Annotated in this window: 17 protein-coding genes; 12 read left to right on the top strand and 5 right to left on the bottom strand. The window is 55.6% G+C overall.

Going from position 1 to position 22,914, the window contains the following annotated elements:
* The first annotated feature begins 791 nt into the window (after positions 1-791).
* The 7 genes from ACW8F6_RS09265 (at position 792) to ACW8F6_RS09235 (ending at position 8,889) form a co-directional block, all read left to right on the top strand.
* Positions 792-2,372: an AAA family ATPase gene (locus tag ACW8F6_RS09265; RefSeq protein WP_491575580.1), complete on the top strand. Its 1,581-nt coding sequence runs from the start codon at positions 792-794 to the stop codon at positions 2,370-2,372.
* Positions 2,369-3,352, top strand: coding sequence for a hypothetical protein (locus ACW8F6_RS09260; protein ID WP_491575579.1), 984 nt, complete (start codon positions 2,369-2,371; stop codon positions 3,350-3,352). The genes ACW8F6_RS09265 and ACW8F6_RS09260 overlap by 4 nt, the downstream gene beginning before the upstream one ends.
* Positions 3,349-5,136, top strand: a complete 1,788-nt coding sequence (locus ACW8F6_RS09255; protein WP_491575578.1) for a hypothetical protein — start codon at positions 3,349-3,351, stop codon at positions 5,134-5,136. The genes ACW8F6_RS09260 and ACW8F6_RS09255 overlap by 4 nt, the downstream gene beginning before the upstream one ends.
* A gap of 139 nt (positions 5,137-5,275) precedes the next feature.
* Entirely contained in the window at positions 5,276-5,860 is a 585-nt protein-coding gene (locus ACW8F6_RS09250) for a hypothetical protein (RefSeq protein WP_491575577.1), read from the top strand.
* The gene (locus ACW8F6_RS09245) at positions 5,845-7,200 is read left to right on the top strand and encodes an AMP-binding protein (RefSeq protein ID WP_491575576.1); all 1,356 of its coding nucleotides are present in this window, start codon (positions 5,845-5,847) and stop codon (positions 7,198-7,200) included. The genes ACW8F6_RS09250 and ACW8F6_RS09245 overlap by 16 nt, the downstream gene beginning before the upstream one ends.
* Positions 7,200-7,835 carry a nicotinamide riboside transporter PnuC gene (pnuC, locus tag ACW8F6_RS09240; RefSeq protein WP_491575575.1) on the top strand — a complete coding sequence of 212 codons (636 nt, stop codon included), beginning with the start codon at positions 7,200-7,202 and terminating at the stop codon, positions 7,833-7,835. The genes ACW8F6_RS09245 and pnuC overlap by 1 nt, the downstream gene beginning before the upstream one ends.
* Positions 7,825-8,889 carry an AAA family ATPase gene (locus tag ACW8F6_RS09235; RefSeq protein WP_491575574.1) on the top strand — a complete coding sequence of 355 codons (1,065 nt, stop codon included), beginning with the start codon at positions 7,825-7,827 and terminating at the stop codon, positions 8,887-8,889. The genes pnuC and ACW8F6_RS09235 overlap by 11 nt, the downstream gene beginning before the upstream one ends.
* Positions 8,890-8,903: 14 nt before the next feature.
* Here ACW8F6_RS09235 and ACW8F6_RS09230 read toward each other — a convergent pair whose 3' ends face one another.
* The 3 genes from ACW8F6_RS09230 to ACW8F6_RS09220 form a co-directional block, all read right to left on the bottom strand.
* Positions 8,904-10,505 carry an ABC-F family ATPase gene (locus tag ACW8F6_RS09230; RefSeq protein WP_491575573.1) on the bottom strand — a complete coding sequence of 534 codons (1,602 nt, stop codon included), beginning with the start codon at positions 10,503-10,505 and terminating at the stop codon, positions 8,904-8,906.
* A 282-nt stretch (positions 10,506-10,787) separates the two neighbouring features.
* Positions 10,788-11,615 (bottom strand): SDR family NAD(P)-dependent oxidoreductase, encoded by an 828-nt coding sequence (locus tag ACW8F6_RS09225; protein WP_491575572.1) that lies wholly within the window; start codon positions 11,613-11,615, stop codon positions 10,788-10,790.
* 52 nt (positions 11,616-11,667) lie between these two features.
* Positions 11,668-12,654, bottom strand: a complete 987-nt coding sequence (locus tag ACW8F6_RS09220) for a zinc-dependent alcohol dehydrogenase family protein (protein WP_491575571.1) — start codon at positions 12,652-12,654, stop codon at positions 11,668-11,670.
* Positions 12,655-12,791: 137 nt separating this feature from the next.
* Between ACW8F6_RS09220 and ACW8F6_RS09215 the strand changes: the two genes are divergently transcribed.
* Positions 12,792-13,691: a LysR family transcriptional regulator gene (locus ACW8F6_RS09215; protein ID WP_491575570.1), complete on the top strand. Its 900-nt coding sequence runs from the start codon at positions 12,792-12,794 to the stop codon at positions 13,689-13,691.
* Between the two features lie 403 nt (positions 13,692-14,094).
* Here ACW8F6_RS09215 and ACW8F6_RS09210 read toward each other — a convergent pair whose 3' ends face one another.
* Positions 14,095-14,679 carry a hypothetical protein gene (locus ACW8F6_RS09210; protein ID WP_491575569.1) on the bottom strand — a complete coding sequence of 195 codons (585 nt, stop codon included), beginning with the start codon at positions 14,677-14,679 and terminating at the stop codon, positions 14,095-14,097.
* Complete coding sequence (locus ACW8F6_RS09205) at positions 14,679-16,037, bottom strand: hypothetical protein (protein WP_491575568.1); 1,359 nt, start codon at positions 16,035-16,037, stop codon at positions 14,679-14,681. The genes ACW8F6_RS09210 and ACW8F6_RS09205 overlap by 1 nt, the downstream gene beginning before the upstream one ends.
* A 30-nt stretch (positions 16,038-16,067) precedes the next feature.
* Here ACW8F6_RS09205 and ACW8F6_RS09200 point away from each other — a divergent pair, with 30 nt between their 5' ends.
* From ACW8F6_RS09200 to ACW8F6_RS09185, 4 genes are all read left to right on the top strand, one after another.
* Positions 16,068-16,412 carry a hypothetical protein gene (locus ACW8F6_RS09200; RefSeq protein ID WP_491575567.1) on the top strand — a complete coding sequence of 115 codons (345 nt, stop codon included), beginning with the start codon at positions 16,068-16,070 and terminating at the stop codon, positions 16,410-16,412.
* Positions 16,413-16,729: 317 nt separating this feature from the next.
* Positions 16,730-17,590 carry a glutathione-dependent disulfide-bond oxidoreductase gene (gene yghU / locus ACW8F6_RS09195; RefSeq protein WP_491575566.1) on the top strand — a complete coding sequence of 287 codons (861 nt, stop codon included), beginning with the start codon at positions 16,730-16,732 and terminating at the stop codon, positions 17,588-17,590.
* A gap of 542 nt (positions 17,591-18,132) precedes the next feature.
* Entirely contained in the window at positions 18,133-21,189 is a 3,057-nt protein-coding gene (locus ACW8F6_RS09190; RefSeq protein ID WP_491575565.1) for a TonB-dependent receptor, read from the top strand.
* A 391-nt stretch (positions 21,190-21,580) separates the two neighbouring features.
* Entirely contained in the window at positions 21,581-22,894 is a 1,314-nt protein-coding gene (locus ACW8F6_RS09185; protein WP_491575564.1) for an aminotransferase class V-fold PLP-dependent enzyme, read from the top strand.
* The last annotated feature ends 20 nt before the right edge of the window (positions 22,895-22,914 follow it).

Here is a 22,914-nt window from a genome sequence, read left to right as displayed (position 1 = left end):
CAAAACCCCACCTTTGAAGGAAGGTGGGGTTTTTTATTGGCTGGAAGAAGGGGGTATGCAGAACCCCCGAGGGTTCACAAAATGCCGGGAGCATTTTGATCCGCGCTAGCGCCCGAAGGGCAAAAGCCAGGGAGGGCTTTTGGATAAATCCCCCCGCCTCCACCAATACAAAACCCCACCTTTGAAGGAAGGTGGGGTTTTTTATTGGCTGGAAGAAGGGGGTATGCAGAACCCCCTAGGGTTCACAAAATGCCGGGAGCATTTTGATCCGCGCTAGCGCCCGAAGGGCAAAAACCAGGGAGGGCTTTTGGATAAATCCCCCCGCCTCCACCAATACAAAAACCCCACCTTTGAAGGAAGGTGGGGTTTTTTATTGCCTGGAATAAGTGGGTAGCAGCTCGCTTGGGTTGACGTGCTGTAATGCACTACTGCCGCGAGCAAAGAGGCACGCAATTGCGGCCGGCATATGTCGGGTCAATTTTTACTTAGAAATGTAGATATTTCAGCCGCTCTTGGCGGGCAAGGTCTTTTAATTTGCGTGGGACTGCGAAGGGCAGGTATCAGGGCCGTTCTTTGGTTTCGAGCCGTTTCGGTAGCTATGTCCCTTAAACATCGGGTACATGCTTCCATCGTGTGACGCCCCCAGGCACTGTGTTCTTGCAAGTTCAAGGCGGGGCAAATATGGTATAACGCGTTTGCGTTCTTGGGGCTTTGGCCATTTGCCGGCGGGCCCAGGGTGTAGCCATTTAACCCCGCTTGGGCAGAATTTATACGATCAACAGGGAGCGTCGATGCCGTTCAATATTTTCCAGCGCGTTTCACAGGCGCCCACCAACCCCAAAGAGGCGCCGCGCGCGCGGCAGTTTGATGTAGCCGATCTCTACCAGGGGCCCTTGCAGAGCGAGTTTGATGACCAGGGTACGCCTGTGGCCCTGGATGAGAAGCTGCGCCAGGCCTATTTCTGGATTGTGAACAGCGCAATTATCAGCCCCCATTACGATATGGAGTACAACGACGCGCCACCGCAGCAATTTGTGGTGGGCGATAGCAAGCGCCGCCTGACGCTGCCCTCCGCGCAGAGCTATTCCAGCTATGTGTTAATGCCGTTGCTCACCTTTGCCACCCGCCGAAAATGCCTGTTTGTGGGCGGCCCAGGCAGGGGCAAGACGGCCAGCGCCATTTTAATGGGTGTGCTGGCGGGCTACCCGGTGAAGGAGGTGCGCCGCGCCATGCAGCACGGGCACCCGCAGATGACTATTGCCGACCTGCTGGGCAACCCGCTGCCGGCGGATTTGGTGGGCGCTCAGCGCATAGAAGATATTCGCATTGCCTGGCGCAACTGGCTGGGCATGCGGGTCAAAATTATCGATGAGTACAACCGCATTCCCACCCGCACCCAAAGTGCGCTGCTCACCGTAATGGGCGACAACTACGCCGAAGTGCTAAATCACGTTTACGAGTGCCCAGAGGCCGCTTGGTATTTAACGGCCAACGATGACCAAGGCGGCGGCACCTATCAAGTAATTGAAGCGCTGCGCGATCGCATTGATGTCATTGTGCAGGCCCTGTCATTTAACCCCCGTTTTTTGAACGACCTGTTGGTGCGCATTGAAGAGGGCATTCGCCCGGAAGAAGTGGTGCCCAGAGAGATAGTCTTCACCGAAGCGGAAATTGATCAACTCAATAAAGACATACTGCAGGTGGCGCTGCCGACACCGCTGCGCCGGCGCATTGAATTTTTTGCCAGCCAGTTTGAACTGTCGGAAGCGGCTGGCGCCCAGTTTGAATACATGACCAAGGACACCGCGCGCCTGGCGGCCATAGACTGGGCGCAATTGGTGGCCGCCGATAACGGGCGCGACCGCCTGAAAGACATCGGCTGCCAGACGCGCAATGGGTTGTCGGTGCGCAACCTGATGACACTGCTGGTATACGCCAAAGCCCTGGCCTATTTTCGCGGCAATGGGGTGGTGGAACTGGAAGATTTGCGCCAGGTGCTGCCCTTTGTGCTAAACGACAAACTCAAGCCCGACTTGGACGCGCCGTTTTTTTCGCTGCCGGAAAACGCCGCCTATCGGTGCGACAGTATCAGTTGGCTGCGGCAGCTGTTTGACGCCTCCAATGCCGAATTTGAACGGCTGGGGCTCGACCACGAAGACCCAGTGGCGGCACTGCAGCAAGAATTTAGCCTGGGGCTAGAGGCCGTGAGTGAAAGCGAGGCGCGCACCCGCATTGGTAAAATTGAGCGCCTGGTGGCCGAGTGGTGCAAGGGCCGAAAACTCTACGGTCATCTGTACGACGATTTGTTGAAACTCAAATACCTGCACCAGCGTTACACCAACTATCTGCACTGGCTGCGTTCACAAAAATGACTATCAGTCGCGAACTTGCCGAGTGGTTGCGCCTGGGGCGGCAGGATTTTAACCGGCGGGTAGCCGAGGCGCACCATCGCTTTCCCGGATTTGACAGCGAGCGCTTCAGCCAGTTTTTGCGCGAGAACATCAGCCCGCTACTGTCAGTGGTAGCGGCCGAGCGGCGGGGCAATTTTGTTAGCGCCGCCTTTGACCTGGGTCTTGAACTGGTGGGCCGCGAGCTCTGTGGCGCCCACGCGCGCGGGGCACTACTCGATCAATTTTGGCGCGACGTTTTGCCCGCGCTAGCGCCACTCTTACCGCACCAACCGGCACCGCTACTCAATGCACTGTGTAACGCGCTGCTGAATGTGTACGCCCAGGGCGCACGTGCCGATCAATGGCTGCAGTTGCTGCGCGAGCAGGGGCCGCAGGTGCCGGCCACTGCGTTGGTTGATTTAGGTTTGCTGGCCGCGTGGCGGTCGGGTGCGGCTCAGTACCGCGCTGCGGCGTTGCGCGTTGCGCCTAACATACCCACTGCGGCGCGCGCGCTGCTCGGATTGCCCGAAGACCGCGAGCTGGTTGCCTTGCTGCAGCTGTTGGAAAAAGACCCCTGGCTATTGGCGCCGGCGCCCATGAACGCGACACTTCGCGTCATTGGTGCCTTTACAGGTTTTGGTGGTCACTTTGCCCAGCCGCCTTTGGTGCGCGCCTGTGCCGAGGGGTTTGTGATAGAGAGCGGCGATCGCTATTTTCTGCTGCTGGCCGATTGCTTTGGCGACATATTGCTACCGGCCAGCCGGGCCGATTTTCTTGCTGCGGCAAATTTTCAGGTGGCGGTAGATCAGCCGCCGCGGCTAAAGGCGAGCAGGCTGTTCGGCGCGCGCGGCCAAGCGGACATCGACTTTTGCCCCGAGGGCTTGCAGCTGGTGTGGAACGCGCACACGGCGGCGCTTTTTTCGCCCTACAGTTTTTCATTTTGCGTGGTGCCCTGGCGATGACAGAAACGGCCTCTTCGGCATTACTGGCCCGTTGGCAGGCGGCCTGGCCGCAGGCGCTGGCAGTGTGGAGCCAGTTTACCCGTTTGTCTGACCCGCGCTTGTGCCAGACAACCTTGGCGGCCAAGCGAGAGGGGCTAAGCAACTCCTTCGCGATGATTCGCCTTGCCGATCAGAGCGTGGTGGTAGATCTTGAAGCAGTGCAGGCCTCTGGTCTGGAAGACTACGCCGTGGAAGTGCTCGCCCACGAAATTGGCCACCATGTGTTGGCGCCGGCCAATGCGAGCGATCACTTTCGCTTGCTGGCGCGCATCCGCCGGGGTTTACCGACCCTGGAAAAGTACGCGGCCACAGTGGCCAATCTGTACACGGATTTGTTGATTAACGATCGCCTGCAAAGGCAAAGCCAATTGCGTATGCACGCGATTTATCAGCAATTGGCCGCGGGCCAACCGGTGCAAACAGAAGTTGGTGTATGGCCACTGTACATGCGCATTTACGAACACCTTTGGGGGCTTGAGCGGGGTTCGCTCAACGTTAAAGTTGAGGACTCGCTATTTGAAAGCCACGCCTGGCTCGGCGCTCGCCTGGTGCGTGTTTACGCGAGCGATTGGCTTACCGGCGGCGCGCGTTTTGCCGCGTTGCTATTGCCCTATTTGCACCAAGCTGCCGACGACGATACCCGTGCCATAGAGCGCTTGCACGATACCCGTGCGGCGGGCGTGGATTGCGAACCGAGCGGCTTGATTGAATACGACGAGGACGAACTGCAAGGTGCGCTGCACCCGGTGGAAGACCCGCGCATTAACGACAACTTAGACCTTGACCCAGAATCGGGCTCGGGGGCCGAGGTGGCGCTGCCGGCCTCCGGCGGCGCCAAGCCGGGCGGCCAGGGGCAGCGCCGCGAACCCTATGAGTATGGGGAAATATTGCGCGCGGCCGGCATTAACATGAGCGATCACGATTTGGCGGTGCGCTATTACCGAGAGGCGGCACTGCCTTATTTAATTCCCTTTCCGAAAAAGAAAGCAGCCGCCCGCAGCGAGCCCCAGATAGAAGGGCTAGAGGTGTGGGAGCTGGGTGATTCGCTGGACGATATCGACTGGCTGGCCAGTCTCGGCCTTTCGCCACAGGCAGTGCCCGGGGTCACTACCATGAAGCGCCACTATGGTCAGGTGGCCGGCGCTGAACCCGATCTTCAGCCCACAGACCTGGATATCTATATCGACAGCTCTGGCTCAATGCCCAACCCGCAGCAGCAAATTTCCTACACGGCCCTGGCCGGTGCGGTGATTTGTTTATCGGCATTGCGCAGTGGTTCGCGGGTACAGGCGACCTTGTGGAGTGGTAAGAATCAGTTTGTGAGCACGCCGGGCTTTGTGCGCGAGGAAATGCAAATTCTGCGCATACTAACCGGTCACTTTGGCGGCGGCACAAGCTTTCCTATTCACAAACTGCGCGAGACTTACAGTGCCCGGGCCGAACACGCGCGCGACTGCCACATACTGCACATCTCCGACGACGGTATTACAACAATGTTCGAGACCGACGAGTTCGGCAATAGCGGCTGGCAGGTGGCCGCTCAAGCCCTTAAGCGCGGGCGCGCCGGAGGCACCCTGGCGCTAAACCTGTGGCGAGACTGGCACACGGATGAATCTAAATACAGTGTTGAACTGCGCCGAGCACAGAGCGAACAGGGCTGGCAAATTCACGCGGTCAACGATTTAGATGAACTGATTGCCTTTGCCCGTGATTTCAGCAAGCGTCACTATGGTGGACACGCATGATGGGCGTAGGGCGGTTGCGCGTGATGCGCAGGAGAGGTGTGTTGCGGGCGGGTGTAGGCCATTGCTGCGGGCGTTGGATTTCGCAGGTGTTGACGCGCATTTTGTTTAACAGCCTATTGATCCGTTTCGGAGTTTGCCCATGAAACAAATTGGCCCGCCATTGCAGTGCCTGGTAGCGCGCGTTGCCGATTGCCCGGTGGACTTTCTCGACGAGCCGCGCATCGGCAATAGTGGCCAGTTGGAAATTGCCGCGCTGGTATACGACTGTTTGCGCGCTGTAGGCTATCGCGCAAGCGCCGCAGAGCTGCAAGACTTTACCGGCCAGGAAGCCGGAGCGGATCGCAAGCATTTGCAGCTCACGGCGCTCTGTGTCTGGTTGCTGGGGCACGAGTGGTTTCGCAACATCTGGTTGGATGGCGAAACTATGTTGACCCTGTTGCGCGCCGACATGGCGGCCTTGGCAAAGTCTAGCCGAGTGGATAAGTGCCTGCACGACAGCGAGCGTCGCGAAGAGTTTGCGCGCTTTGTGTTGGCGCGGCTTGGTTATCGCCCCGAAGGTGAAAGCGAAGCGCAGGCGACGGACCGATTAAGTGCTTTATCGAGTTTGGAGCGGCAGCGATTGCTGAAAGAAAGCCAAGCGGCGGAGCAACGCGCGCGCGAGATTCGCGAGGCGCTGGCCCAAAAAGCGGCAGCCGAAGCGGCCGATAAATGGACGCGCGAATGATGCTCTACGCCGATCACGAGCGCTATCCCACCTTAACTGATGCCGGCGCTCGAATGCTGCAATTTTTGCGCGAACACCCACGGGCGCCGCACTACCGCAACCAAAGCGGAAACCGGCTGTTGCGTGAAGACCTACAAATACTTGAACATTTCGAGCGCGATATCGCCAGCAGAAAGCCGCTCTGGACCAGCCGTCAAGCGCCACCCTGGTTGGCGGACTTTGTTACCAAGACGTGGCGCGATGTGCCCCATTATCGCGATCAAGGCCCTGAACCGCGCTTTACGCAGATAGCGCCCGTTTGCCGGGCTGACCTCGGTCGCGATATTGCCGCGTTTGTACCCGACAGCGTACCCACTGAGCGACTCATTCACTTTTCCACCACCGGTACCACGGGCAACCCGCTGGTGTTGCCTTCGCACCCGCGGGTGGCGGCAAGTTATTTAAGTTTTCATCGCAAGGCATTGCGCCGCATTGGCATAGAACTGACACCGGGGCCGCAGCAGGTGGGTGTTGTGTTGGTGGGTTTTCAGGCGCGCTGCTTTACCTATGTGTCGGTCACACCGCAGTTGGGTGAGTCGGGGCTTGCAAAAATTAACTTGCACCCCAACGACTGGCGCAGCCCCAGTGATCGCGCCGCCTACTTAGATGCGCTCCATCCGGAAATTTATACGGGCGATCCGCTGTCGTTTACCGAGCTTCTGAGCTTGCCCCTAAAAACTCAGCCGCGCGCGCTGATTTCGGTGGGTATGGTATTGTCTGCCGGGTTAAAGGCGGCCTTGGAAGCGCGCTTTTGCGCCCCGGTGTTAGATCTGTATTCCATGAATGAAGCCGGGCCCATTGGCGTGTACGACGAGGCACTGGGTGGTTTTTTACTGCTACAGCCCGACCTTTACGTGGAGATTTTAGATCCCCATGGGCAGCCGGTGGCGCCAGGCGCGCGCGGTGAAATCACCTTAACCGGCGGTTTTAATTTTTGCCTGCCGCTGCTGCGCTACCGCACCGGTGATTACGCGGCGCTGACCGACAGCAGCGAGGGCCCACTGTTGGTGGATGTGTCTGGCCGTCGGCCGGTGCGCTATCGCACCGCACGGGGTCAATGGCTCAATAACATTGAAATTACCCACGCGTTGCACGCCTTGCCCCTGGCGCAATTTGCGTTGCATCAGCGGGCCGATGCCTCATTGCACTTGCAGCTTGCGCCGGCCTCTATGGCGTATGCCGATGCGGCCCGCGCTGCGCTGCGAGCGCTGTTTGGCGACCAACCCATTGCCGTCAGCGCCATTATTGGCGAGGATAAAGTAGTGCAATACACCAGTGATCTAAAAGGCGCCGCTGTTTAATGTCGTTATTGGAAATCTCCGCGAGTGCCATCATTACCCTGTCCATTTTACTGGCCGGGCGCAACAGTGTGCATACCTGGTGGACGGGCATGATTGGTTGCTCGCTGTTTGGCCTGGTGTTTTACGACGCCAAATTATACGCAGAAGTGTTGCTGCAGGTTTTCTTTGTGGGCGCCAGCGGCTATGGCTGGTGGCGTTGGCTGTACGGCGAGCAGGGCCACGAACAACCAGTGCGGCGCGCAGGCTTGCGGCGTATTGCCGTGCTGCTGCCGCTTGGATTAATCGTTGCGATAATGAACGGTTTTTTTCTGCATTACTTTACCGACGGCTATGCGCCGTTTATTGACGCAGGCGTATTGGTATTCAGCGTGGTTGCGCAGTGGTTGATGATTCAACGGCGGCTAGAGTGCTGGATTTTCTGGCTATTGGTCAACACCTTTGCCATACCCCTGTACGCCAGCCGAGAGCTGTACGTGACGGCTTTGTTGTACGGTGTGTATTGGGTAAACGCGTTGGTGGCCTATCACTATTGGCGCGGCTTGGTGGTTGCTGAACCGCAAACTCAGATTCAAACCCATGCCCAAGACTCACTCGCTCAGCCGCAAAAAGAAACGGCGCGCGCCAATGGCAACTGAAGCCAAGCCTTTTAAGCAGGGTTTGATTGTTGGCAAATTTAGCCCTTTGCACTTGGGCCACGAGTGGTTGATTCAACAGGCTGAAAAGGCCTGTGAATCACTGCTGTTGCTCAGCTGGAGCAAGCCGTCTTTTGCCGGATGCGACAGCGCACGCCGACGCCGCTGGTTGCGCGAGCGCTTTGGCCACTTGCAAATCTTGGTGCTGGACGATGACGAATTAAGCGCCCTTGCCAGTACGGCAGGCGTACTGGCGCCGCCATTGCCCGACAACGAGGTGCCCGCTTCAGAGCAGCGCGAGTTTGTGGGTTGGGTCTGTGAGCATCTGCTTCATATCGTGCCGGACGCCGTGTTTACCAGCGAAACCTACGGCGAAGGTTTTGCCGCACACCTGACCAATTATTTTCGCCAGCGCCAGTCTGGCGCGGGGCGCGTGGTGCACCACTGTATTGATGCTCCCAGGCAGCAGGTGCCCATCTGCGGGACGGCATTGCGCGAGGATATACACAATTTACGCGCGTTTCTCGCCCCGGCAGTGTATGCGGATTTTGTTGAACGGATTGTCTTGCTTGGCGGCGAGTCCACGGGGAAAACCACGCTGGCTGCGGCACTGTCGCAAGCGTTGGCGACGCCATGGGTTGCCGAGTACGGGCGCGAGTTGTGGGAGATAAAAGGCGGTGCGCTTGGCCGCGAGGATATGCTGCACATTGCTCAAACGCAGGTGGCGCGTGAATGCTCGCTGGCCCAATCGGCCCAGCGTTATCTCGTATGCGACAGCAGCCCGCTGACGACCTTGTTTTATGCGTTACACCTGTTTGGCCAAGCCGATGCACAGTTGCTGGAACTGGCGGATCGACGCTATGCACAGGTGTTTTTATGTGCGGCCGACTTCCCCTTTGTGCAAGACGGCACCCGCCAGGGTGCGAGTTTTAGGGCGCACCAGCAACAGTGGTACCGGGAGCAACTCGCCGCGCGCAATATCCCCTACATTGAGCTGACGGGCAGTGTGACCGCACGCGAACAGCAGGTGCTTAACGCGCTTGGCATCAATGGTTAAAACAGAGCAAGGCGCTAGGCCACTTTTTTAACCTGCTCCCTGTGGGCTACATACTCTTCGTAAGTGCCCTGAAAATCGATTAACTGCTGGTCTTTGATTTCGATAACTCGCGTGGCCAGCGACGAGACAAATTCGCGATCGTGGCTGACAAAGATCAGCGTGCCGTCAAAGGCCTTTAGCGCGTTGTTTAGCGATTCAATGGCTTCCATATCCAAATGGTTGGTGGGTTCGTCCATGATTAAGACGTTTAAATCCATCATCATCAATTTGCCAAACAGCAGGCGATTCTTTTCACCGCCGGAACACACGCGCACTTTTTTATTGGCGTCGTCGGCGGTAAACAGCAAGCGACCCAGCATGCCGCGTACTTGCAAGTCGTCGTGCTTGGGCGTGCGCCATTGCGACATCCACTCAAACAGCGAAAGGTCGCAATCAAAGTCAGCGCTGCTGTCTTGCGGGCAATAGCCAACAGTGGCGTTTTCGGCCCACTTTACCAGGCCGTGATTGGCGCGAATGTCGTTAACTAAGCAGCGCAGAAAGGTGGTTTTGCCTACGCCGTTTTCGCCAATAACGGCGAGTTTGGCGCCGGCTTCAAGAATTAAGTTGCCATCGCGAAACAGTGGCGATTCAAAGCCGTGGCCGAGCGATTCGAGCACCAGAGCTTGGCGGTGTAGTTTTTTATCTTGCTTCAGACGAATGCTAGGCGTTGCGCGGCTGGAGCTTTTTACTTCATCCAGGCTGATCTTTTCCAGCTTGCGCGCGCGCGAGGTGGCCTGCTTGGCTTTAGAGGCATTGGCAGAAAAGCGATTCACAAAAGCTTGCAGGTCTTCCATTTCTGCGCTTTTCTTGGCGTTTTCGCTTAGCAGTTGCTCGCGCGCCAAATTAGCGGCTGCCACAAAGGCTTCGTAGTTGCCGGGGTAAATGCGCAGCTCACCGTAGTCGATATCGGCCATGTGGGTGCATACGGCGTTTAAGAAATGGCGGTCGTGCGAAATGATAATCATGGTGCTGGCGCGCGCATTGAGCATATCTTCCAGCCAACTGATGGTGTGAATATCCAGGTTGTTGGTGGGTTCGTCCAGCAGCAATATGTCTGGGTTGGCGAACAGGGCCTGGGCGAGTAGCACGCGCAATTTCCAGCCGGGCGCCACTTGTTTCATTAAGCCAAAGTGATACGCTTCGGCGATGCCTGCCTGCAGTAAAATTTCACCGGCGCGGCTTTCTGCGCTGTAGCCGTCGCGCTCGGCAAATTGCACTTCCAGTTCGGCCACGGCCATGCCGTCTGCCTCGGTCATTTCTGCTTTGGCATAGATGGCGTCGCGCGCTTGCTTGATTTTCCACAGCGCGACATCGCCCATGATGACGGTATCCACCACCGAGTACTCCTCAAAGGCGAACTGATCCTGGCTAAGCGTGCCCACGGTGCAACCCGGCGCTATGGAAACATTGCCCGCGGTAGGCGTTAAGGCGCCGCTTAGAATCTTCATAAAGGTAGATTTTCCGCAGCCGTTGGCCCCTATCAGGCCGTAGCGGTTGCCATTGCCAAACTTGGCAGAAATATTTTCGAACAATGGCTCTGCGCCAAATTGCATGGTGATGTTTGCGGTGGAAATCACGGGAATACCTGGGTAATGCGTCTATGGCCGCGGCCGGAACGTGGGCCGCTGGGCCTGCACAAGGGGGGCGCACTATAAAGAGTTGGTCGGGCTAAGTCGAGCTAAATTGGTTGTTTTTTGGGCAGCGAGCAAGGCGGGGCCGGTGAAACCACAGGGCGAGTGGTTATATCCGCGATGGTAACCACTGAACAGTACCAGGGCAGTACTGAGCGCAATGACTGGTATTCGGGCGCGAGGGTTGGCTAGATAGGTAACGTTGTTTCCTGGTGAGTGACCAATAGTCTAATGCGCAGAACCGTGTTCGTTGAGGATGGATACCACTGTATTTATCAGTGCATCGATCTTGTCTGCCTGATGGCCGTCGTACTGAGGCTCCGCGAAACGCTGAGCATCATTGTCATAATATCGCCCAGTTGCTTGGGCGAACTCAGCACCCAGTGCCGCCTGCACTAAAATGTTGGCACCAATGGCAATATCCTTTCCGGCTATACCAAAACCCTGCTTTACCATGTTGCTTGCGAGCAGCGAGCCAGGATTAACGGCAATGAAAACCGGGCCTTTGTCGCGCAGTTTTTGCCCCATATGCTGGGACCAGAGTGTGATGGCAAGTTTACTTTGCGCGTAAGCTGACATGTCATCCAGATGGCTTTGGCCGCGCAGCGCGTTAAGATCTACCGGCGCTTGGGCGGCGGATGAGAGGTTTACGACGCGCCCTTGAACCGGCATCAATGGCAGAAGTTTTTGGGTGAGTTGGCAAGGGGCAAGTAAATTGACTGCAAAGCGAACGTCCAGTCCTTGGGGTGTGCGAACATGTGCAGTTTTTAACACGCCTGCGTTATTTATGAGTACGTCGATCTGCGCGTGCTCTGCCGCAATTTTATCGGCCAGCGGATCTAGTTGATGTAAATCGGATAAGTCGGCCACCACGGCTGACAACGCCGCCTTGGGGTGGGCGTCTGTCAGTGACGCGATGAGTGCGTCCAGTTTGGCGGGATTGCGTCCGTGCAATATGACGTGATGCCCCAACTCCACCAGTAATTTGGTTGTTGCCAGGCCAATACCATCGGTGGCGCCGGTAACGAGCAGCGTTTTCTTGTCTGTTGGGGCCATGACCTTGTCCTTTTGATTTGCGTCGGCGACGAGGGTACTGATGAGTGATGGTTTAAATTTCGATAACGACTTTACCCATGCCGGCGCCACTGCTCAATCGCGCGTGTGCCGCACCAACCTGCGCTAGGTTGTAGCGATTTTCGTCGAGTACTGGTCGCAGTTTTCCGGCCTCGGCGATGGCTGCCAGCTCGCGCAAAATATGCCCGTGTTGTTCGCGCTTTACGTTGTGCAGCATGGGTATCAGCATGAACACTACGTGCAGCGACAAGCCTTTAAAGTGGGCTGTCGATAGATCCAGTGACACCAGCGATACTGTGGACACTACCTGGCCATTCAATGCGGCGGCTTCAAAGGAGTTAGTCATATTTGCGCCGCCCACAGAGTCGAATACCACGTCAAAACCGGCGCCATTTGTGTGTTGTGCAACATAGTCGGCAACGGTTTCCTGTTTGTAGTGAATACCCGTTGCACCCAATTGCTCAATGAGCGCCAATTGTTTCTCACCGCCGCCAGTAGCATAGACCTCCGCCCCAAAATGGCGAGCAAGCTGTAATGCCACATGGCCGACGCCGCCAGCACCACCGTGCACGAGTGCTTTCTGACCTGTGGTAATACCTGCACGCTGTAGGCCTTCGTACGCGGTGATACCCACGAGGGGGAGTGCCGCGGCTTCGCGCATCGATAGGTTTTTAGGCTTGTGCGCCACAAGGCGGGCGTCGGCCAGAATGAATTCTGCCAATGTGCCGGGTAGTTCTCCTAGGCCGCCGGCACAGCCATATACTTCATCGCCTACGGCAAATTGTTCTACACCCTCACCCACGGCCTCTACGGTACCCGCGAAGTCCATGCCCAATAGCGCTGGCAGGGCAGGGGACAAGGGCAGCTGCTCGCCCATTTCCCTAATCATGGTGTCTACGGTGTTCACACTGGTGGCTTGAATGCGCACTCGCACATGGCCGGGCTTAAGGCTGGGTTTTGCAATATCGGCCGCTTCAAACACCTCTGGGCCGCCAAATTGACGCAGGATCATGGCTTTCATGTATCTGTACCTCTACGGTTGAATTATTCGAAAGGTAAGCGGTGGCTTAACAGTAGGGCACAGTGTAATAGCTTGTTGTATTGGTGATAACGTTGGTATAAATACAATTACTTTATACAAATTGTTGATAATCGCCTATGAACTTTGATCACCTGGCGCTCTTTGTCCAATTGGCAGCCACACACAATATCAGCCAGGCTGGGCAGGCGCTGGGGTTATCGCCGGCAGTGGCCAGCAATTATCTGAACAAGCTAGAGGCCGGGTTGGGGGTTCGATTACTCCACCGTACTACTCGCAAAGTCTCGCTCACAGAGGAGGGGCGTGCATTTTTGCCCTATGCCGAAGACGTACTCGCCAGCGTCGCCGCCGCGCGCGCTACTGTTGGCGCAGGTGAATTGGTGCCGCAGGGAACCCTGCGGGTTGCCGCACCGGCCTCTTTCGGGCGAATGCATCTGGTGCCGGCGCTGCCAGGATTTTTGGCTCGTTATCCCGATTTGAAGGTGGATTTCCGGCTATCTGACGCCATTGTCGATCTGGTGGAAGGCGGTTTCGATGTGGCAATTCGCAATGCGGAATTAAAAGATTCCACACTAATAGCCCGCAAGCTGGCGCCTGATCGCCGCATTCTCTGTGCGTCGCCCGGCTACTTGGAAGAGTACGGGCGCCCAGCAACCCCTCAAGACTTAAGGCATCATCAATGTATAAACCTTTTGGGGCTAGACAACTGGCACTTCAAATTGCCCGAAGGCACTGTTGCTATTAAAGCGCAGGGCGCCTTTCGCACTGACAATGGCGAAGCCATGCGCGATGCCTGCATAAACGGGTTGGGTATATCAATTAACGCCACCTGGAGTGTTTACCAATATGTGGCCCGTGGTGAATTGGAGGTCGTGCTGCCCGACTTCCCCCTGGCGGGAGAAACAGCCATCTGGGCCGTTTACCCCAGTGCCCGACTGTTAGCGCCAAAAGTGCGCGCTTTTATCGAATACTATTCAAGTGCTTTCGGGCAGCCGCCCTATTGGGATAGACGTGGCTAATTAGAATTAGGGTAAACCATTCTTGCAGCTTGCTATTGCGGTAGCATAGCTGCGGGCCAATAGACCGATTAAAAGTATCAATTCCATTTGCCCGTCGATAATGTGAATCATTATACAGTGGATTTTTGAAAACGAATGGTTGATGCGAAATTGCGAAAAGGCATTGGGTGGCACGGGCGCCTTTCACAAACCGTATAGACAGGGCGGCCATTCGGTATTGCCGCTGCATGGTTAAGTTGATTTAGCCCCACATTCGGGAGTCAGGACGCTATCAGGCTAGTTGTATCGAAGCAGTTTTAATCTGAGTTTTTGGTTGGTTGTTTCTTGCTGCTAAGGGGCGTTGGAAGTAATTTACTCCGACCCCATATTCTTACTCCGACCCCATATTCTTTCACATTTTTCTTCATATTTCGGTAAGTGCAAGTTTCCTTTCCCCCTGGTGGGCTGATGCTAACCTTTCACGCAATTCATAAAATCTAACTTTTTCAGCGTCAGAACTTCTAACATAGCCGGATGCCACAAGAAGGAAGTCAGCTGCACTTTTCGCCACCTCTACGGAATCATCATTCATTATTACATCCCGATAGAAATCACACTTTTCTGCGGGCTCCAAGCCGGATGTTTTTACTATCCAGACAATTTGATCCCGATCGGCTTCCTCATATCTATGGTATTCGGACATCAATACTTTTATTGGTCCAGAGTCATTCTCGGTGGCATGCAAATAGGATAACAGTCTATGTTTACCACTGAATCCTGGGGAAGTTTTTCTTACAAGATCCCATGCTAATTTCACGGCCTTATTTCTATCTAGATAGTCCAACCACTTAATAGTTTCTGGAGCGAAAATTTCGTTTTCCAGTAAGTCAAATACCTGCGTTTTTTCACCAGCAGTCAATCCATCAAAATGAGAATGATCATAACCATCTGCCTTTTGCCGCCCCTTGGAATAAAACTGCTGCTTAAAGCGTTCAAATACCTCGGTCATTAAATAGGACTCCCAAACAGTTCAATTGCTGAATCACTTTTCGAATCAACAGTTAATGTATCGATTATCTTACCTGCATCGTCAACCTTATTTATGGTAATGTTACCGACTTCAGGATTCTTATATAGACTTGGCCATTCTTTACCTGTCCAAGTTGGCCCACCTTTGGGGAATTTTTTCGCTGTTTGAATTGTAACTACATCTCCGGAAGCTCCATCGGCATAATTTTTGGAGACGCTGCCCCAAAGGTCCCAACCATGGGGCCCCAAATCACCCGCATTCCAAGAAAATGTCTCATTGAGTTCCGACCATTCGTCAATAACCCTACCACCGGGCGTTGTTTCCAGGATAGTCGCGCCATTTTTTTCAGCATATTTAGCAGCCAATTTTTTATCGCCCGACCAGAATACTTTTTCTTTAGACGAACTTACATCTAAACGAGAAATAATTTCATCCATCGCAGATTGCTTTTCTTTAACTGTCTTTGCTGCCCTAGCCTCTTCAACGAAGGGCTTGAGTATTTCTCTTGCTTCCGCAATTCGACCACTTTTTGAAAGTCTTGATATTTCTTCTCTATCCACTGAAGCAGGGTTGCGCGGGCTTTTTACATCACCCTTCGGCTTCTCCCCCTTCCTATCCGCTGCCGGCATATCGGTCTTCAGGTCATCAAAACTCTGCTTAGCCGTTTTGGCGGCGCGCTTGGCTCTTTCTTTGGCTTGGACGGCGAGTTTTTTGGAGGCTTTGGCGAAGTCGACCAGCAGTTCGCCCAGCTTTTTAAACTTGGTCATGTGGCGGGCTTTGCTGGCGACGGAGGCTACGGCGCCTACGCCGCCGGTGACGGCCGCCAGAATTGCCGTGAGGATAATTTCAAAGGCCGCGCCGCCGCCCATTTCGGTGAGCTCGATGGCGTGCTGGGCTTTGGCGTAGTTCCAGGCAAAGTTTTTTAAATCGTTGCGCAGGCTGCTGTCGCTCCAGATCAGGTCTGCTGCGTCTAGGGCTTCTGCCATTTGGGCTTCGGTGATTTGGCTGGGGTCGAAGCCGATCACTTCTACCACTTCGCGCCACTCTTCGCGTTTTAAGGTTTTGGCGAAGACTTCAAACTTGTTGTTTTCGGCACCGGCGGCTGCCGCCAGGGCGGTCATGCGGTTTTGCAGGCGCACGAAGGGGTTGACCAGGTCACTGGCTTCCTTGGCCCAGGACAGCAGGCCCCAGGCGGCTTTGCCCAGCCCCGTGAAGGCGGCGCCGGTGTAGATGAGCCCTTTATTGAGCGCGGTTTCCTGGCTGAGCAGGGCATCGTGGCGGGCGGCCTCTTGGCGCTCGGCCATCAAAATGGCGCTCAGTGCCTGGCGAATTTCCATGCGCAACACGGAGCGGGGGTCATCCAGGGGTTGAAATTCTGTGTCTACCTTTACCACCAGGTGCGAGTTGCACAGGGCTTCAGCGATTCGGCCTGCCAAAGTGAACGTGACTGTGGCACTGTGGCGGCACAGGGCGCTTTGGTTGACGGGCGTTTCGCGCAGGTGGCGCGGGCGATGGTCGGTACCGCCAAAGAAGCTGCGCACAATGCTGGAAATTTGCTCGCTATTGAGCCGCTCCACAAAGGCGTGGGCCTCTCGGTGATCGCGGCAAAGGTTGCCGGTTTTGCAGGTGCTGGTGCCCCAGCCATGCAGGATGCGGTAGCGGCGTCCTTGGGGGTCGATGATCAAAAGCGACATGTCCGTGTCCAAACCTAAAAAACAAGCGGGCATTATTAGCGTTTAAGGCGATTTTGCCTAGTGTTGAGGGCCCTTTTGTTAACTGTCTGGCGGGCTGTCGTATTTAGGTGGTGCTATGGTACCGCTTGGGCGGCGCTCCCGTGTAGCCCTGCTCCAGAGCGGCCCCTTTCGGTGCCCGGCGAGAGTAGCGGGGCGCCTGTGTTTGGTGTCCTTGGTGCTGGGCGCGTTGCCAGCGGCTTTGGCGTTTGTTGGTCGTAACAATTGCCGCCATTAAGGGTCAATAGGTGCGTCGTTAACCTGCAGTTCATGCAGTCATTTAATGAAGGAGTTTTAGCGTGTCTGATTCGCTCGAATATACGCCCCCCAGCGTGTGGACCTGGGATCGCGAAAGCGGTGGCAAGTTTGCCAATATCAACCGGCCCATTGCCGGTGCCACGCACGCGCGCGATTTGCCCGTGGGCCAGCAACCGCTGCAGTTGTATTCCATGGCCACTCCCAATGGGGTGAAGGTCACCATTATGCTCGAAGAGCTACTGGCGCTGGGGCATACGGGCGCTGAGTACGATGCCTGGTTGGTTCACATTGGCGAGGGCGAGCAGTTTTCCAGTGGTTTTGTGGCGGCAAACCCCAACTCGAAAATCCCCGCGCTGGTGGATCACAGTAGCGCCACGCCAACCCGGGTTTTTGAGTCTGGCGCTATTTTGCTGTACCTGGCCGAAAAGTTCGATGCGTTTTTGCCCCGTGAACACCAGGCCAGAACAGAGGTGCTTAACTGGTTGTTTTGGCAAATGGGTGCGGCGCCCTATTTGGGTGGCGGCTTTGGGCATTTTTACGCCTACGCACCCACTAAGCTCGAGTACCCCATCGACCGCTTCGCCATGGAGGTGAAGCGTCAACTGGACGTACTGAACCGGAACCTAGCCGAGCGCCCGTATATGGCAGGGGACGATTACACCCTGGCCGACATCGCCATTTACCCCTGGTACGGCTTACTCGCACACGGCGCGTTATACGAGGCCGGCGAATTTCTATCGGTGCACGAGTACCGCCACGTGGTGCGCTGGGCCGATACGATTAAAGCGCGGCCGGCGGTGCAGCGGGGCAGGTTGGTCAACAAGGTTTGGGGCGATGAGGCGCGCCAGTTAAAAGAGCGCCATAGCGCCGCGGACATCGATGCGGTATTGGCTGCGCGTTAACGTCGTGTGGGCGGCAGCGGATAGCGGGCGCCTATGCCCGCTTGCGCTCATACAGGGCATGGGTGGTTCGGCATTTTTGGTCGCTATTCAACCCGTTGGGGTGGCGCGGATTGTGCCAATGGGTGCCGCATTTTTGGTCTGACCTTTGAGTTGTGTCGCCTGAATTTCTATCAGACCCTTTGGTTGGCTTTTCTTGCCTCCAGTCGCTTTCATACAGCGTTGTCTGTGCGGCCGACAAACTAATTAGACATTTTTATCCAAAAATTCTACTGATTTTATATTTTCAGTTATATGGCGGTATCGCCTATGGTGCTTTATATACAGTCTCAACGGCGGTTGAGGTTGTTTTTCTCGAGCAAGAATGTGAATAAAAACAATATCTTAGTCACTCAGCATTGGTCTGACCAAAAGCGACATCGCTGAAAAATCTATCAGATCATACGTTGTAATAGTTCTTTTTATTGGTCTGATAAATTTGTTGACCTGTATTTTGGCCGTCGCTATATTCCGCGCAGAACATAACCATAAGTGGAGTCGGCACTATGTCGGTCAAACAACGCAATGAAAACCGCCTCTCAGGCATCACACTTACTAACGCTTTCACCAAACACCCTCTGGCCCTTTGGGTTCGGCGCATTGCTGTGGCCGGTGTGGCGGCAAGCCCACTCATGCACTCTGCCGCCTTTGCGCAGACAGAGGCTTCCCAGGCCGAATTGCTGGAAGAAATTACGGTAACCGGCACCCGGCGGGTCATTCAGGATCAGATTGCCATTAAGCGCGATGCCACCGCCATTGTGGACGGCTTGTCTGCATCGGACATTGGCGAGTTACCCGCCCTGTCTATTGGTGAAGCGCTGGAATCGATCGCCGGTGCCGCGTCGCATCGCGAAAACGGCGGCGCCACCGAAATTTCTATTCGCGGCTTGGGGCCATTTTTGAGCGCCACCACTTTTAATGGCCGCGAAGCCACTAACGGTAGTGGGGATCGCTCGGTAAACTTTTCGCAGTTCCCCAGTGAGCTGATGAACAAAATTGCCATTTATAAAACCCAAGATGCCAGCTTGATCGAGGGTGGCGTGGCCGGCGTGATTGCACTGGAAACCTTGAAGCCCTTGGATTACGACAAGCAGCGCATTCAAATAGATGCCAAGGTGAACTACAACCCGGACGAACAGAACATCGAAAACTCGCTGCACAGCGACCTGGGTTTTAGGGGCACAGTCAGCTACGTCGACCAATTTGAGTTTGAGAACGGCGGCGCCTTTGGCGTGTCTTTAGGTTTACAAAACAGCTCGGCCACCCAGCCCGAGGCCGAGTACCGAAGCTCCAGCCCCACCGGCAGTTCTTTGTGGGCCTGTTTGTACGATCCCACCAATACCAACGAAGGCTTTTATCGGGCCGCTGCCGGCGATTGTGAAGACCGCTTGGTAGGCGGCAACGACAAGGGTTACGACACCACAATCGACCCCAATACCGGCAAGGCCGTGAGCGATGGTTCACCCTACGCCTTTACCGGCAGCAGCCGGGGTTATCGCCAGAACGAAACACTGGAGGAGCGCGACGCCTATTTTGCGGCCTTCCAATACCAGCCCAATGAGCGTTGGGACATTAACCTGGATATTGAATACTCAGATCGCCTGCAGGCCGAAGAGCGCCACGACCTGAACTTTGAACAAAAACGCACTACCCCCGGTGTGACGCCGGATTCACTGGTGGTTTCCGAGACCGGTGCCATTAGTCAGTGGGCTGGCTCCACCCGTGCCGATGTGGCAGGGGAGTCTTATACCCGCGAAGAAACCTATAAGGGCGGCGGGCTCAATGTCTCGCATCAATTTAACGAGCGTTTAACCGTCGACTTTGATGTGTCTTACTCCGAGACCAATCGCGAAGAGCGGCAGATCACCATACGCCAGCAAAGTGCAACTGCGCGCTACCCAGTGAGTTGGGATATCCCTGCGGATATTCCACAGTTCACTGTGGAAGGTTTCGATGTTACCGACCCGAACAATTTTTACCGCAACTACCGCGTGTATGCCGATGTAGAAAACTCGCGCGAAAACACCTCAACAGCCTACCGGCTAGATTTGGATTACGCGCTGGACGGCGAGCTGTTTACGGCGGTAAAGGGCGGGGTGCGTTCATCGTCCCTGACTTACGTTCAATTGGGTGGCGACCAAGGCAATGGGTCACGTAATACTTTCGGCGGTAGTGTGGCGGGAACGGCGTTTGCCAACGGTGTAGATGGCCCCACCATCATTGAGGCCTGTGCCATAGATTTCCCCGAGTCGGGCTTCCTGAAATCGGTGAGTGACGGCGCATTAATTACCAACGTCGATGGGGCTGGCAACGTGATTGCAGCGGGCACTGGCAGCAGCTATGCCGCATTTGATAACCACTGCGTGGCCAACGCGGTGGCGGCGAATGTGGGTGAGAGCTTTGCGTACCCCGAGCTAGAAAAAATGAGTGCCGGTACGGTGGATGTGACAGAAGACACCTTGGCGGCCTATGTCATGGCCGAGTACGAGACCCAGTTTTTAGAGCGCGGCATTCGCGGCAGTTTTGGAGTGCGCGTGGTAAACACCGAAGTGGATTCCATTGGTTATCGCACAGCCTATGAAGTGGTGGGCGACGCTCAAACCGGTCTGCTGCTAAATGAAGTACCCGGTACCATTGAAACCGTGCGCAGTGGCGCAAGCTACACAGAATTCTTGCCGAGTGTTAATTTCGTATGGGATTATGCCGACGATAAAATCCTGCGCGGCGGTATCTTCCGCGGCATGTCGCGCCCGGACCCAAGTAACTTAAGCTATAGCCGTACCTTTGAATCGGATGAATCAGGCACGGCGGCCACCCTCAACGAATTGATCACCGGTGTGAACGGTTCCGGCAATCCCGATCAGACACCGCTGGTGTCCTGGAATTACGATCTTTCGATGGAGTGGTACCCCACCGATGATGCCATGTTGTCTGCCGGTATTTACTACAAAAACTTCATTGGCGGTTTCGAGCAGCAAACCACGCTCGAGGATTTTGTGATCGACGGCGAAACCCTGTCGCTGCCGGTGACTAACCCTGTGACGTCGGACGACACCAGCAATCTGTACGGTATCGAGCTGACGGGTTCCTATCGCTGGGACAGCGGCATTGGTGTTAAGGGCAGCTACAACTTCTCTGATTCGGATTTCGAGTTTGAAGACAGCCTCTATGGCGACACCTATACCACTGGGCTGGACGGTGTGACGCGCCAGTTAACCGACGGCATTGTGGCGCCGGGTAATATTCCCGGTTTCTCAAAGCACGTATTTTCCGGACAGGTGTACTACCAGATTGGCGAGTTCGACATTGCAGCTATTTATAAATACCGCAGCGAATATTTTCAGCCCTACACCAGCAACGCAACGCGCTTGCGCTATGTGTCTGACGTAGGAGTCTGGGAAGCGCGGGCGTCTTATCGGATCAACAAGCACGTGACGGTGAAATTTGAAGCGATAAATCTATTTAGCGAGCCGAAGAAACAGTACTACTTCACTCGGGATAATTTGGGCGAAGTGAACGATTACGGCCCGCGCTTGTTTGCCGGTGTGACGGTAAAGTTTTAATTTAGAATCATCCTCCGCTCTGGCGGGGGAGAGCGCACAGTATCTGACGTATTCTCCGAATGATGTTGTATGCTTATTGTCGTCTTCTTGACAAATCCGGCCCCTGTTCCTAGGGCGCCGGATTTTTTATTGCGCCACACTGCCCGCCGCCGCTTCTCTTTGTTGTCAGCCCCTCCTTTGCCGTTCCCTGCCGCTGGTGCTGTCGTACAGTTACTTCACACAGTACTAACAAAAACACTAGATATAGCTAAACACTTGATTGGGTGCTTGGCACTTGGCCCTATACTGGTGCGCTTGAGTGCGCAGCTGTGGTGGCGTGCCACAGTTGCGTAAGTTGGACGCCTCTGTCCTGGCGAGGCGCCCTTCACCGATCAGTGCAAAGGAGTCGCACATGTTAAGACGTACGTTTTTAGCGGGCCTGGGTTTGGGCGTTGGCGCCAGCGTGTTGGCCCCGCAGACATCGCTGGCCGCCGCAGCGAAATCAAAAACCTTACCGAGTACCCCGATAGCGCCAGCCGACTGGCGGGCGCTGCGGGATTTGTTTCCGCTGACACGCAATTACATTCAGCTGGCCACCTTTCTATTGGCCTCGCACCCAAAGCCCGTTAGCGATGCCATCGACCGACATCGCAAGGCCTTTGATGAAAACCCCGCCGATTACTGGCATGCCCACTTTGAAACCATCGACGGCGAGATTACCCAGGCCGCTGCCGATTACATGGGTGGCCAGGCGACCAACATCGCCTTAACCGATAGCACAACCATGGGGCTGGGCGTGGTTTACAGTGGCCTGCAGTTAAATCCCGGCGACGAAATTCTACAGACGGTGCACGATCACTATTCGACGGATATGTCGTTGGCGCACCGGGCTAAACGCACCGGCGCACAGGTGCGTCAAATTGCGCTCTACGACAACCCGGCGCAGGTGTCTGAAGCCGAGGTGGTGAAGCGGCTTGCCGCCGGTATCAGTTCGCGCACCCGTGTAGTGGCAGTGACCTGGGTGCACTCGTCCACCGGCGTTAAATTGCCCATACGCGCCATGGCCGACGCCATTGGCAAGCTCAACAAAACGCGCAAGGCCAATCGGCAGCTGCTATTTTGCGTCGACGGTGTGCACGGTTTTGGCATTGAAGATGTGGATGTGAGTAGCCTGGGCTGTGATTTCTTTGTGGCCGGTACGCACAAGTGGATTTTTGGCCCAAGGGGTACGGGCGTGGTGTGGGGCAATGAGCGCGCGTGGGCGCAAAGCGAGCCGGTGATTCCCAGCTTTAGTGCGTCCTACAACGTGTGGCTGGGGCAGATGCAGCAGGCGCAAGTGCCCGTGGGCGAGCATATGTCGCCGGGAGGTTTTCACTCCTTCGAACACCGCTGGGCGCTGCCCGAGGCATTTAAACTGCATTTACAATTGGGTAAAGCCAATGTGCAGGCGCGCATTCATGAACTCAATTCTTATACCAAGGCGGGCCTGGCTGCTATGCCCCACGTGACGCTTTATACACCCTTGTCGCCGGCATTATCGTCTGGACTGGTGTGTTTTGACGTGCAGGGTATGCCTGCAGAGGCGGTGGTGCAACGAATGCACGCGAAGGGTATTATCATGAGCGCCACGCCTTATCGCGCCAGCTATGCGCGTTTTGCCCCCTCGTTGCTCAATAACGAAAAAGAGATTGACCGCGCACTGCAAGCCATTGCCGAATTGGCGTAATGCTGTTGCGCGTAACCTGA

Source organism: Simiduia sp., assembly GCF_058345725.1.
Note: the sequence above shows the minus strand (reverse complement) of the source record. Positions and strands in the feature narration are given on the sequence as shown.